The organism is Burkholderia sp. BE12, from assembly GCF_002959955.1.
GTDB lineage: Bacteria > Pseudomonadota > Gammaproteobacteria > Burkholderiales > Burkholderiaceae > Burkholderia.
This window is the reverse complement of the sequence record NZ_PREY01000021.1, coordinates 44616-56718: the sequence shown is the minus strand read 5'-3', so window position 1 is coordinate 56718 and position 12103 is coordinate 44616. Positions and strand designations below refer to the sequence as shown.

The window sequence follows — 12103 nt, the reverse complement described above, 5'->3', positions numbered from 1 at the left end:
AGCGCGAAGCATGCGGGGTGGCGAAGCGGCCTGCGCGCGGCAACGGCCGCGCGGTACGCCAGGGTCAATCGAAGCGGCCGGTGCGCGCCATCTCCATCAGGCGCGCGATGCGCTCCTCGGTGGCCGGGTGCGTCGAGAACAGGTTCTGCAGGCCGCCGCCGTGCAGCGGATTCATGATCATCATCTGCGCGGTGGCCGGATGCGCCTCGGCCGCCTGGAACGGGATGCCCGCCGCATAACGATGGATCTTGTCGAGTGCGGTGGCCAGCGACTGCGGATCGCCGGAAATCTGCGCGCCGCCGCGGTCGGCCTCGAACTCGCGGGCCCGCGAAATCGCCATCTGGATCAGCGCGCCGGCGATCGGGGCGAGCAGCGCGACCGCGATACCCGCGATCGGGTTGGCCGGCCGGCCGTTCTCGTCGCGCCCGCCAAAAAACATCGCGAAGTTCGCGAGCGCCGAGATCGCGCCCGCCATCGTCGCGGTGATCGTCGAGATCAGAATGTCGCGGTGCTTCACGTGCGCGAGCTCGTGCGCCATCACGCCGCGCATCTCGCGCTCCGACAGCACGCGCAGGATGCCCGTCGTCGCGGCGACCGCCGCGTGCTCGGGGTTGCGGCCCGTCGCGAACGCGTTCGGCGCGTCCTCGTTGATCAGGTACACACGCGGCATCGGCAGATTCGCGCGCGTGGCCAGCTCGCGCACCATCCGGTAGAACTGCGGCGCCGTGTTCTCGTCGACTTCCTGCGCGTTGTACATGCGCAGCACCATCTTGTCGGAGAACCAGTACGAGAAGAAATTCATGCCGAGCGCGAACAGCAGCGCGATCGCCATGCCGCGCGAGCCGCCGATCATCCCGCCGATCACGATGAACAGGGCCGTGATCCCGGCCATCAGCATCGCCGTTTTGACCCAATTGAACATACCCACTCCTTATCCGTCAGGGGACCGCCGCGCATGACAGCGCACGGCGGAAATTGTAAGCGATTTGTTAGATAAGGTCTTGTCGGAAAAATTCAATCTCAGCGTTGCGAGCTTGCAAGACGAAGGCCGAGGCCGACGAAAGCGCTGCCGACCGTGCGGTCGAGCCACTTCTTGACGCCCGGCTTGCCGGCAAAGCGCTGCGTGACGCTGCCTGCCACCCACGCAACGAGGCTCGTCCAGACCGTGCTCATCGCGACGAACACCGCGCCGAGGGTCAGGAATGCCCAGGCCTTGTGCGGACTGTCGGCCGACACGAACTGCGGGAAGAACGACACGAAGAACAGCACGACCTTCGGATTCAGCACGTTGGTCCAGAAACCCTGCATGAACAGCTGGCGCAGCGGCTTGGCGGCCGCGGCCTGCGCGGCTTCGGCGCCCGACGGCGCGGCGGGCTGCTTCGCGATGATCATCCGCACGCCGAGATAGATCAGGTATGCGGCGCCGACCAGCTTGATCACCGTGAACGCGGTTGCCGACGCCGCCAGCAGCGCGGTCAGGCCGAATGCACATGCGAGCGCGTGGACGCAGCAGCCGGCCGAAATACCGAACGCCGACATCAGCCCCGCGCCGCGCCCCTGCGCGACGCTGCGGCCGATGATGTAGGCCGTATCGGGGCCGGGCGTGAGGTTCAGCAGGAAAACCGCGAACACGAAGAAACCGAAATGGACGATGCCGAACATGAAAACCTCGAAACCGGAGAGTGCAGGGAAATTCTACGCGTGCCGGCGGCCCCGCGCGACTCGGCCGTCCGGCCAGTTGCGCGGGGCCGGCGAACCGGGTCGAATGGCGCTCAGGCGTCAGTCAGCGTCGGGTAGCGCGAAACGCTGGCCCGCGGCGAGCGGCGAACCGGCGAGGAATTCGCGTGCGGGCAGCCGCTTGCCGCCCGGCTTCTGCAGCTGCGTGACGCGCAGCGCGCCGCTGCCGCATGCGACCACCACGCCTTCCGGCGCGGCCTCGACGATCGTGCCGGGCGCCGCGTCGCCGCGCGCCGCCACGGGCTCGGCCGCCCACAGCTTGATGGCTGCACCGTCGAGCGTCGCGACGCCGCCCGGGAACGGATCGAACGCACGCACCTGGCGCGCAAGTACGTCGGCAGGCTTGCGCCAGTCGAGCGCCGCTTCGTGCTTGCCGATCTTTTCCGCGTAGCTCACGCCGTCGGCCGGCTGCGGCGTCGCCGGCAGCGTGCCGTCGCGCTCGAGCCGCACGAGCGCGTCGACGATCAGTCGCGCGCCGTCGGCGGCGAGCCGGTCGTGCAGCGTCGCGGTCGTATCGTCGGGCGCGATCGCGATGCGCGCCTCCTCGATCATCGCGCCGGTGTCGAGGCCGACATCCATCTGCATCAGCGTGACGCCCGTCTCGGCGTCGCCGGCTTCGATCGCGCGATGGATCGGCGCCGCGCCGCGCCAGCGCGGCAGCAGCGACGCGTGGATGTTGATGCAGCCGGCGCGCGGGATGTCGAGCACTTCCTGCGGCAGCAGCAGGCCGTACGCGGCCACCACCATCACGTCGTGCGGCGTCGTGCGCAGCAGCTCGATCGCGTCGGCCGCCTCCGCCGGATACTTGCCCGCGCGGCGCAGCGACGGCGGCTGCGCGACCGTCATCCCGTGCTCGACGGCGTAGCGCTTCACGGCGCTCGCCTGGAGTTTCATCCCGCGGCCGGCCGGGCGATCGGGCTGGGTGAGCACGAGCGGCACCGGGAAACCGGCCTCGTGGATCGCGGCAAGGGCAGCCGCGGCGAATTCCGGCGTGCCGGCAAAAATCACGCGCAACGTATGGGTCATGACAGCGTTCGGAGTCGGGCTGGGCGTACGCGCATCACATCGCGCGTTCGAGTTTCTTCATCTTCGTCTTGATGCGCGTCTGCTTGAGCGGCGACAGGTATTCGACGAATACGCGACCCATCAGGTGATCCATCTCGTGCTGAACGCACACGGCGAGCAGCCCTTCGCAGTCGAGCTCGAAAGTCTCGCCCTGCTCGTTGAGCGCGCGCACGCGCACGTGATCGGGGCGTTCGACTTCGTCGTAGATGCCGGGCACCGACAGGCAACCCTCTTCATAAATCTGCTTCGCGTCGCTCGACCACACGATCTCCGGGTTGATGAACGCGCGCAGTTCGTTCTTCTCCTCGGAGACGTCGATCACGATCACGCGCTCGTGCACGTCGACCTGCGTGGCCGCCAGGCCGATGCCGGGCGCCGCGTACATGGTCTCGGCCATGTCGGCGACGAGCTTGCGGATTCGGTCGTCGACCTTGTCGACGGGTTTGGCGACCTTGTGCAGCCGCTTGTCGGGGTAATGAAGAATATTGAGCAAAGCCATGGTGTTCGGTATTCGGTGAAGCGGCGTGCCGCATCGGCCATCCGGCCGGCTGGCGCCGCCGCCGGGATGCAATGAAGATGAGGCGGATGCGTGGCATATCAATGCCGCGGATCACGCCTCCTGCAATCGGCCGGGCGCCTGCGCGCACGGCCCTGTCGAGTATTTCGGATGATGAAAATTTTATCATGGCGCCACGCACTGCGCTGGCCGCCGCATTCGAGGGCAGCCTCATGTCGCCGCAAGCGCTGACACCGTCCGCGCTGCGCACATGGCTGCAGCTCGCGCATGCGCCCGGTCTCTCGCCCGCCGTGTTGCAGGCGCTGCTCGCGGCATTCGGCTCGCCGGCGGCGTTGCTGTACGCGTCCGACCAGGCCATCGCCGCCGTGAGCAGCCCCGCCGCCGCGCAAGCCGTGCGCGCGAGCGAGCGCGACGATCTCGATACGCGCACCGACGCCGCGCTCGCCTGGCTCGACGGGCCGGGCAACGCGCTTGTCACGCTGAGCGATCCGGCCTATCCACCGCGGCTGCGCGACCTGCACGATCCGCCGCCGCTGCTATATGTAAAAGGGCGGCTCGACCTGCTGCACGCACGCGGCCTCGCCGTGGTCGGCAGCCGCCATGCGACGCCGCAGGGGCTCGCCGATGCAACGCATTTCGCCCACGCGTTGTCCGACGCCGGTCTCACGATCGTCTCGGGCCTTGCGCTCGGGATCGACGGCGCCGCGCATCGTGGCGGGCTCGACGGCCGGTCGGGCACCGTCGCGGTGATCGCGACGGGCTCCGATCTCGTCTATCCGGCCCGGCACCGCGCACTCGACCACGAGATCGCCGCGCACGGCGCGATCGTGTCCGAATGGCCGCTCGGCACGCCGGCCCGCGCCGCGCATTTTCCACAGCGCAACCGGCTGATCGCCGCGCTCGCGATCGGCGTGCTCGTCGTCGAGGCCGCCCCGCGCTCGGGCTCGCTGATCACCGCCCGGCTCGCGAACGAGATGGGGCGCGATGTGTTCGCGATGCCCGGTTCGATCCACGCGCCACTCGCGCAGGGCTGCCACGCGCTGATCGGCGACGGCGCAAAGCTCACCGCGGCGCCGCTCGACGTGCTCGAGGAATACGGGCTGGGCGAGCCGGCGGCGCGCACGACGGGCCGCGCGGCGCGGGCCGGCAACCCGCGCGCGAACCCCGGCGAAATCCGCGAATCCGGCCCTGCCGGCATCGCGCAAGCGGATCGCGCCGTCGCAGCCGCCGCGCCGCCCCGAATCGAAGCTCCGCCGCCGGGTGATCCATCGGAACAAGCGGTGCTCACCGCCCTCGGATATGGCCCCGTTACGTACGAATGGCTCGCCGAGCACAGTGGCCTGTCCGACGACGTGCTGCATGGCGCGCTGCTCGCGCTGGAACTGGCGGGCCGCATCGCGAGCGTCGCCGGCGGACGCTTCGCGCGGCTTGACGCGGCGCCCACCCCGTCCGCGCGGGGCGTGCTACATTTCCCGCCATAGGGGCGGCCCCGGCCGCCGACGATACCCAAGGAATTCCATGCCCGCGCTGAATCTCGACACCGATGCAGATCGGATCGCCGAGCGCCTCGCCGATCCCGGCACGTTGCTGGTCGCCTGCCTGTGCGCCGAGTGGTGCGGTACGTGCCGCGACTACCGGAGTGCCTTCGACCGGCTCGCCGACGCGCATCCGGACGCCTGCTTCGCCTGGATCGACATCGAAACCCATGCCGACCGGCTCGACGATCTCGACGTCGAGAATTTCCCGACCATCCTGATCGAGGATGCCCATACCGCGCGCTTCTTCGGCACGGTGCTGCCGCACGCGGCGATCGTCGAGCGCATGCTGTCCGACCTGAGCGCGGTGCCCGGTGTGCCGCACGCACCGAAATTGCGCGACGTCCTGAACGTCGAAGCCTGAATTCGCGGGCCGGCGCTTGCCGCCGTTGCGGCCCCCCTCTATGATGAGCCGCTTTTTACACGCCGAGCCGCCGTCGCTGCGGCGTGTGCTATAAAGCGGTCGTAAAAGGGACTCACAACCGGCGAACCCGGTCTACCACCACACACCTGTCATGTCCAAAGCACTGATCATTGCGGAAAAGCCTTCTGTCGCGAACGACATCGCACGCGCTTTGGGCGGCTTTACCAAGCATGACGAGTATTACGAAAGCGACGATTTCGTCCTTTCGTCAGCTGTCGGCCACCTGCTGGAAATCGCGGCCCCGGAGGAGTACGAGGTCAAGCGCGGGAAATGGAGCTTCGCGCATCTGCCCGTCATTCCCCCGCATTTCGACCTGAACCCGATCGCAAAAAGCGAGTCGCGCCTCAAGGTGCTCACGAAGCTGATGAAGCGCAAGGACGTCGACCGCCTGATCAACGCATGTGACGCGGGGCGCGAAGGCGAGCTGATTTTCCGCCTGATCGCGCAGCACGCGAAGGCGAAACAGCCGGTCCAGCGCCTGTGGCTGCAATCGATGACGCCGCAGGCCATCCGCGACGGCTTCGCGAACCTGCGCAGCGACTCGGACATGCAGCCGCTCGCCGACGCCGCACGCTGCCGCTCGGAAGCCGACTGGCTCGTCGGGATCAACGGCACCCGCGCGATGACCGCGTTCAACAGCAAGGGCGGCGGCTTCTTCCTGACCACCGTCGGCCGCGTTCAGACGCCAACGTTGTCGATCGTCGTCGAACGTGAAGAGAAAATCCGCCGCTTCGTCCCGCGCGACTACTGGGAAGTGAAAGCCGCATTCGCATGCGCGGGCGGCTTCTACGAAGGCAAGTGGTACGACCCGAAATTCAAGCGCGACGAATTCGATCCGGAACGGCGCGACTCCCGCCTGTGGAGCCTGCCGGCCGCCGAAACGATCGTCGCCGCCTGCCGCGACCAGGTCGGCACGGTGTCAGAGGAGTCGAAGCCGTCGACGCAACTGTCGCCGCTGCTGTTCGACCTGACGAGCCTGCAGCGCGAGGCGAACGGTCGCTTCGGCTTCTCCGCGAAGAACACGCTCGGCCTCGCCCAGGCGCTGTATGAAAAGCACAAGGTGCTGACCTACCCGCGTACCGATGCGCGCGCGCTGCCGGAAGACTACCTGTCGACGGTCGAGTCCACGCTCGAGATGCTCAAGGAGAGCAACAACTACCTGCCGCATGCGAAACAGGTGCTCGACAAGGGCTGGGTGAAGCCGAACAAGCGGATCTTCGACAACTCGAAGATCAGCGACCACTTTGCAATCATCCCGACGCTGCAGGCGCCGAAGTCGCTGTCCGAGCCGGAGCAGAAGCTGTACGACATGGTCGTGAAGCGCTTCCTCGCGGTGTTCTTCCCGGCAGCCGAATTCCGCGTGACGACCCGAATCACCGAAGTCGCCGGCCATCACTTCAAGACCGAAGGCAAGGTACTCGTCGAGCCGGGCTGGCTGCAGGTGTATGGCCGCGATGCCGAAGGCGCGGACGCGAACCTCGTGCCGGTGCAGAAGAACGAGAAGGTGAAGACGGACGAGATCGCCGCCGTCGCGCTGGTGACGAAGCCGCCCGCACGCTACTCGGAAGCGACGCTGCTGTCCGCGATGGAAGGCGCGGGCAAGCTGGTCGAGGACGACGAGCTGCGCGAGGCGATGGCCGCGAAGGGCCTCGGCACGCCGGCCACGCGCGCGGCGATCATCGAAGGCCTGCTCGGCGAGAAGTATCTGCTGCGCGAAGGCCGCGAACTGATCCCGACCGCGAAGGCATTCCAGCTGATGACGCTGCTGCGCGGCCTCGGCGTGAAGGAACTCACGGCGCCCGAGCTCACCGGCGAATGGGAATACAAGCTGTCGCAGATGGAGCGCGGCAATCTCGGCCGCGACGCGTTCATGCAGGAAATCGCCCGCATGACGCAGCAGATCGTCAAGCGCGCGAAGGAATACGATTCCGACACGATCCCCGGCGACTACGCGACCCTCCAGACACCGTGCCCGAACTGCGGTGGCCAGGTGAAGGAAAACTACCGCCGCTTCGCGTGCACGAAGTGCGAATTCTCGATCTCGAAGATTCCGGGCAGCCGGCAATTCGAGATCCCGGAAGTCGAGGAGCTGCTGCAGAAGAAGGAAATCGGGCCGCTGTCGGGGTTCCGCAGCAAGATGGGCCGCCCGTTTTCGGCGATCCTCAAGCTGTCCTTCGACGACGAGACGAAGAACTACAAGCTCGAGTTCGATTTCGGCCAGGACCAGGGCGGCGAGGACGGCGAAGCGCCCGACTTCTCCGCGCAGGAACCGGTCGGCGCGTGCCCGAAGTGCAAGGGCCGCGTGTTCGAGCACGGGATGAGCTACGTGTGCGAGCACTCGGTGGCGAACCCGAAGACCTGCGATTTCCGCTCGGGCAAGGTGATCCTGCAGCAGGAAATCACGCGCGAGCAGATGGGCAAGCTGCTGGCCGACGGCCGCACGGATCTGCTGCCGAACTTCAAGTCGTCGCGCACCGGCCGCAACTTCAAGGCGTTCCTCGTGAAGCAGCCGGACGGCAAGATCGGCTTCGAGTTCGAGAAGAAGGAGCCGAAGGCCGCCGCCGCGAAGAAGACGGCCAAATCGGCGGCGAAGGATGCCGAAACCGTGACCGAAGGCGCCGAAGAGAAACCGGCACCGGCACGCAAGACCGCCGCTCGCAAGACGACGGCGCGCAAGACGGGTTCGTGACGGCCCGGCCGCCGGGCGCCGCTTGCGGCGCGTCCGGCGCCGGCACGCAGCCATAAAAAAACGCGGATCGATCGATCCGCGTTTTTTCTTTGTGCCGGCCTGCGCGCGACCGGGGGCGCCGAGCCGTTACAGCGGCGACGGCACCGCCACGCGCGTGCGCGGCGAGCGCGCAAGACGCGGCTGCAGGTTCGGATCGGTCGATTCGGGCTGCTCGGCCCGCATCTCGACGCCGATCGGCGGCAGCATCGCGGCCTGTGCGGCCCACTGCTCACCCATCGTCGCGTCGGTCGAATGGCTGAAATGCTCGACGAGGTGGTCGATGAACGTGCGCACCTTGGCAGGCAGGTGGCGCCGGCTCGGGTAGGCGATGTTGATCTCGACCTGCGGCAGCCGGAATTCCGGCAGCAGCCGCACCAGCGCGCCGCGCGCGATGTCGCTGCCGATCAGGTAGCTCGGCAGGATCGCGACGCCCATTCCGAGCAACGCGAACTGGCGCAGCATCGCGGTGTTGTTCGCGACGATCACGTTGGTCGGGCGCACGCGCACTTCGCCGTCCGGCCCGGTGAACACGCGCTCGTCGCCCCAGTATTCGGTCGGCAGGCTCAAGGCCGGATGCTCGGCGAGCTGTTCCGGATGAATCGGCACGCCGTGCTTCTCCAGATAGCTCGGCGTCGCGCACACGGTCATGCAACCGGTGGTCAGGCGCCGCGTGACGATGCTCGCGCTGCGCATCTGGCGCGTGACGACGATGCCGACGTCGAAGCCTTCCTCCACGAGATCGACCTGCCGGTCGACCAGCGTGAGATCCGGCACCACTTTCGGGAAATTCTCCGTGTACGACTGCAGCACGGGAGCGAGGTTGTGCAGGCCGAACACGACCGGCGCAACGATGCGCAGCGTGCCGACCGGCTCGTGATTGCGTGCGACGACCATCTGCTCGACGTCCTCGAGCTCGTCGAGGATCTGGCGGGCACGCTCCAGATAGACCTGACCCGACTCCGTCAGGGAGAGGCTGCGCGTGGTGCGGTTGAGCAAACGCGTGCCGAGCCGGCCTTCCAGATCGGCGACGTGGCGCGTCGCGACCGCGTTGGAGATATCCATTGCGCTCGCGGCCCGCGCGAAACTGCCGAGATCTGCAACCTTGACGAACACGCGCATCGACTGCAAATGATCCATAAACGACTCCTGCCGCTGTTACAACTTCAAAAAGTTGAAGCCTATGCGTAATTCTCCTACGACAGCGGAAATGATGCAGAGTTGCTCAACAACGGGGCTGTTGACGATAAAAATAGTCAAAAATCCTCGGCTTCCGCGGATAGTTGATCCAATTATTCTGCTTGAAGCAACAATTGGGTGAACCTCGTCGAGTAAGCGACCGAATCAGAAAGGACATATTTGATGCGACACAACAGCGCACCCCTTCGTCCGGCGTGCGCGCGGCGCGGAGGATGGCTGCGCCGATTGCGGCGGAGCGTAACAACCTGTTAAAAAGACCCCACGAAGGCGGCCGACGTAGCATCATGTCGGCCCCGGCCGGGCGGAACGGGCGCGCAAGGTGCGCCGCTGCCCGCCCCGCTTTCAACGCGCGACACCCCCGTTCACCATGAAAATTGCCATTCTCGATGACTACCAGGACGCCGTCCGCAAGCTGAACTGCTTCGAGATGCTCGCCGGACACGACGTAAAGGTCTTCAACAATACGGTGCGCGGCCTGGGACAGCTCGCCAGCCGTCTGGCGGAAGTCGAGGCGCTCGTGCTGATTCGTGAACGGACCCCGATTACTTCACAGCTGCTCGCGAAGCTGCCGAACCTGCGCATGATCAGCCAGACCGGCCGTGTGTCGAGCCACATCGATCTCGACGCGTGTACCGACCGCGGCATCGCGGTGCTCGAAGGCACCGGTTCGCCGGTCGCGCCGGCCGAGCTGACCTGGGCGCTCGTGATGGCCGCCCAGCGCCGCATCCCGCAGTACGTCGCGAACCTGAAGCAAGGCGCGTGGCAGCAGTCGGGCCTGAAGACGTCGGCGCTGCCGCCGAACTTCGGCCTCGGCCAGGTGCTGCGCGGCCAGACGCTCGGCATCTGGGGCTACGGCAAGATCGGCCGGCTCGTCGCCGGTTACGGCAAGGCGTTCGGGATGAACGTGCTGATCTGGGGCCGCGAGCATTCGCTCGAAGCCGCGCGCGCCGACGGCTACACGGCCGCCGAGAGCCGCGAAGCGCTGTTCGAGCAGAGCGACGTGCTGTCGCTGCACCTGCGCCTGCACGACGACACGCGCGGGATCGTGACGCAGGAAGACCTGATGCGGATGAAGCCGACGTCGCTGCTCGTCAACACGAGCCGCGCCGAGCTGCTCGAGGAAAACGCGCTCGTCAACGCGCTGTCGCACAACCGTCCGGGGATGGTCGCGATCGATGTGTTCGAGAGCGAGCCGATCCTGCAGGGCTACAGCCTGCTGCGGATGGAAAACGTGATCTGCACGCCGCACATCGGCTACGTCGAACGCGAAAGCTACGAGCTGTATTTCAGTGCCGCCTTCCGCAACATTCTCGCGTTCGACGACGGCGACATGTCGAGCGTCGCGAACCCGGAAGCGCTGACGCCGATCCGCAAGCGCTGATCGCACGGGCCGCGCACGTCGCGCGGCCCCGTTGCTCCATTCCCGATCGTCAGGCGGCCGCGCGGCCGCCCGTCATCGCGCCGACCCGCGAGAGAAAATGCTCGCCGTCGCGCCGCCCGAGATCGTACGCATGCCGCATCTGCGACGGGCTCGTGTAATCCCAGCTCGAAATCGGCACCTTGCTCGACGGCTGCACATACAGCCGCCGCTGGTCGCCATGCGCGACCGTGAACATTTGCGGACGCGGATACAGCCGCGTGACGAGCACCAGCACGTCGCCCGGCGACGGGTCGAGCGCATCGACCGGCACGTTGTCGACCATCCCGCCGTCGAGCACCGGCCGGCCGCCGCGCCGCAGCACCGGCGTGAACGGCGGCGTGCAGGACGACTGCAGGATCAGGTCGGCGAGTTCGTCTACTTGCGTGCAGGCTTGCGCGCGCACGAATTCGGGCCGGAAACCGAGCGTGCGCCCGAGCGTCGGGTGCAGCGTCTTGCGCACGTACTTTTCGATGTTGTACGCGACGAGGCCGGCGGCGACCGCGCTGCGCGCGCCGAGCCAGCGCGGCACGTGTGACACGCCTATGCGGATCTCCGGCGCCGCGGCGAGCTTCGCGAACGGCTCGCCGTAGATGTCGAGCAACGCCTGACGATAGATCCGGTAGTGCGGAAACACCGGCTCGCGACCGAACAGGTTGCCCCAGTACGCGTTCTTCCGGTTGTGGCGCAGCGCCTCTTCGTAATAGCGCATCACCCACGCGGCGTCGCGCGTATACAGCATGCACGCCGTGGCCGCGCCGGCCGAGATGCCGGTGATCACGCGCGGGCGCAGGCCAAGAGCCGGCTGCGCGACGTCCCAGAAGCCGGCCTGCCACCAGCACCGATTGCCGCCGCCCGCAAAGACGATCTGGTCGAACATCGCGCCGCTCAGCTGACGAGCGCGTAGGTCGACGTCGCGTGGACCGCCATCTTGCCGTCCTCGTCGAACAGCTCGACTTCGCCGAACACGAGGTTGCGGCCCATCCGCAGCACGCGCGCGGTGACGAGCACGTCGCCCTTGCGCACAGGACGCATGAAGTTCGTGTTCAGTGACACCGTCGTCATCGGCCGGAATTCGCCGAGCGCGGCCGAGATCGCCACCACCATCGCGGTGTCGGCGGCCGCCGTGAACACCTGGCCGCAGATCACGCCGCCCGAATGGCGGAATTCGCCGGAAAACGGCAGGCGCAGCGTGACGCTGTCGTCGCCGATCGACACGGGGACCAGACCCAGCGAGCGGACCCACGGGGCCAGCAGGCGATCCAGCAATTCGCGGACTGCGTTTTCGTCCATCTTCGAATGTCCAGAAAGCGTTGCGCGACCGCCGCGCAGCGCGTGTGGCGTCATCATACCGGGAGCGCGCAAACTGCGACCGCTCGTTATCGCGCTGACAGCCGCCGTTGTCTTGACGAAATATTTTCAGGAAATTGGCACAAAGGGCTTGCCAAGTCTGAAATACTCACGCATAATCTTTCTTCTGTTG

At 66.9% G+C, this 12103-nt stretch carries 11 protein-coding genes; 4 read left to right on the top strand and 7 right to left on the bottom strand.

Going from position 1 to position 12103, the window contains the following annotated elements; genetic code table 11:
- Positions 1-64: 64 nt before the first annotated feature.
- From htpX to def, 4 genes are all read right to left on the bottom strand, one after another.
- The gene (gene htpX, locus C4B30_RS22890; RefSeq protein ID WP_027785761.1) at positions 65-922 is read right to left on the bottom strand and encodes a zinc metalloprotease HtpX; all 858 of its coding nucleotides are present in this window, start codon (positions 920-922) and stop codon (positions 65-67) included.
- A 98-nt stretch (positions 923-1020) separates the two neighbouring features.
- Positions 1021-1662 carry a LysE family translocator gene (locus C4B30_RS22885; RefSeq protein WP_027785762.1) on the bottom strand — a complete coding sequence of 214 codons (642 nt, stop codon included), beginning with the start codon at positions 1660-1662 and terminating at the stop codon, positions 1021-1023.
- Between the two features lie 117 nt (positions 1663-1779).
- A complete protein-coding gene (gene fmt / locus C4B30_RS22880) occupies positions 1780-2763 on the bottom strand; it encodes a methionyl-tRNA formyltransferase (RefSeq protein WP_027785763.1) in 984 nt (327 codons plus the stop codon).
- A gap of 34 nt (positions 2764-2797) precedes the next feature.
- Positions 2798-3301 carry a peptide deformylase gene (gene def / locus C4B30_RS22875; RefSeq protein ID WP_006477461.1) on the bottom strand — a complete coding sequence of 168 codons (504 nt, stop codon included), beginning with the start codon at positions 3299-3301 and terminating at the stop codon, positions 2798-2800.
- A 185-nt stretch (positions 3302-3486) separates the two neighbouring features.
- Here def and dprA point away from each other — a divergent pair, with 185 nt between their 5' ends.
- The 3 genes from dprA (at position 3487) to C4B30_RS22860 (ending at position 7967) form a co-directional block, all read left to right on the top strand.
- On the top strand, positions 3487-4800 hold the full coding sequence (gene dprA, locus C4B30_RS22870; RefSeq protein ID WP_027785764.1) for a DNA-processing protein DprA: 1314 nt from the start codon (positions 3487-3489) through the stop codon (positions 4798-4800).
- A 37-nt stretch (positions 4801-4837) separates the two neighbouring features.
- A complete protein-coding gene (locus C4B30_RS22865; protein ID WP_027785765.1) occupies positions 4838-5218 on the top strand; it encodes a thioredoxin family protein in 381 nt (126 codons plus the stop codon).
- Between the two features lie 151 nt (positions 5219-5369).
- A complete protein-coding gene (locus C4B30_RS22860) occupies positions 5370-7967 on the top strand; it encodes a DNA topoisomerase III (RefSeq protein WP_027785766.1) in 2598 nt (865 codons plus the stop codon).
- A gap of 126 nt (positions 7968-8093) precedes the next feature.
- Here C4B30_RS22860 and C4B30_RS22855 read toward each other — a convergent pair whose 3' ends face one another.
- The gene (locus C4B30_RS22855) at positions 8094-9143 is read right to left on the bottom strand and encodes a LysR family transcriptional regulator (protein ID WP_027785767.1); all 1050 of its coding nucleotides are present in this window, start codon (positions 9141-9143) and stop codon (positions 8094-8096) included.
- Positions 9144-9570: 427 nt separating this feature from the next.
- On the opposite strand from C4B30_RS22855, the gene C4B30_RS22850 reads away from it, so the two are divergent.
- Positions 9571-10584 (top strand): D-2-hydroxyacid dehydrogenase family protein, encoded by a 1014-nt coding sequence (locus C4B30_RS22850; protein WP_027785768.1) that lies wholly within the window; start codon positions 9571-9573, stop codon positions 10582-10584.
- Between the two features lie 49 nt (positions 10585-10633).
- On the opposite strand, the gene C4B30_RS22845 is transcribed toward C4B30_RS22850, so the two are convergent.
- Entirely contained in the window at positions 10634-11500 is an 867-nt protein-coding gene (locus tag C4B30_RS22845) for a patatin-like phospholipase family protein (RefSeq protein ID WP_027785769.1), read from the bottom strand.
- An 8-nt stretch (positions 11501-11508) separates the two neighbouring features.
- Positions 11509-11913 (bottom strand): PaaI family thioesterase, encoded by a 405-nt coding sequence (locus tag C4B30_RS22840; protein ID WP_027785770.1) that lies wholly within the window; start codon positions 11911-11913, stop codon positions 11509-11511.
- Positions 11914-12103 lie beyond the last annotated feature (190 nt).

Bases quoted from the DNA above. Each gene is read 5' to 3' on its own strand.
- C4B30_RS22865 (WP_027785765.1), top strand. From the start codon at position 4,838: ATGCCCGCGCTGAATCTCGACACCGATGCAGATCGGATCGCCGAGCGC.
- htpX (WP_027785761.1), bottom strand. From the start codon at position 922: ATGTTCAATTGGGTCAAAACGGCGATGCTGATGGCCGGGATCACGGCC.
- C4B30_RS22840 (WP_027785770.1), bottom strand. From the start codon at position 11,913: ATGGACGAAAACGCAGTCCGCGAATTGCTGGATCGCCTGCTGGCCCCG.
- fmt (WP_027785763.1), bottom strand. From the start codon at position 2,763: ATGACCCATACGTTGCGCGTGATTTTTGCCGGCACGCCGGAATTCGCC.
- def (WP_006477461.1), bottom strand. From the start codon at position 3,301: ATGGCTTTGCTCAATATTCTTCATTACCCCGACAAGCGGCTGCACAAG.
- C4B30_RS22860 (WP_027785766.1), top strand. From the start codon at position 5,370: ATGTCCAAAGCACTGATCATTGCGGAAAAGCCTTCTGTCGCGAACGAC.
- C4B30_RS22850 (WP_027785768.1), top strand. From the start codon at position 9,571: ATGAAAATTGCCATTCTCGATGACTACCAGGACGCCGTCCGCAAGCTG.
- C4B30_RS22845 (WP_027785769.1), bottom strand. From the start codon at position 11,500: ATGTTCGACCAGATCGTCTTTGCGGGCGGCGGCAATCGGTGCTGGTGG.
- C4B30_RS22885 (WP_027785762.1), bottom strand. From the start codon at position 1,662: ATGTTCGGCATCGTCCATTTCGGTTTCTTCGTGTTCGCGGTTTTCCTG.
- C4B30_RS22855 (WP_027785767.1), bottom strand. From the start codon at position 9,143: ATGGATCATTTGCAGTCGATGCGCGTGTTCGTCAAGGTTGCAGATCTC.
- dprA (WP_027785764.1), top strand. From the start codon at position 3,487: ATGGCGCCACGCACTGCGCTGGCCGCCGCATTCGAGGGCAGCCTCATG.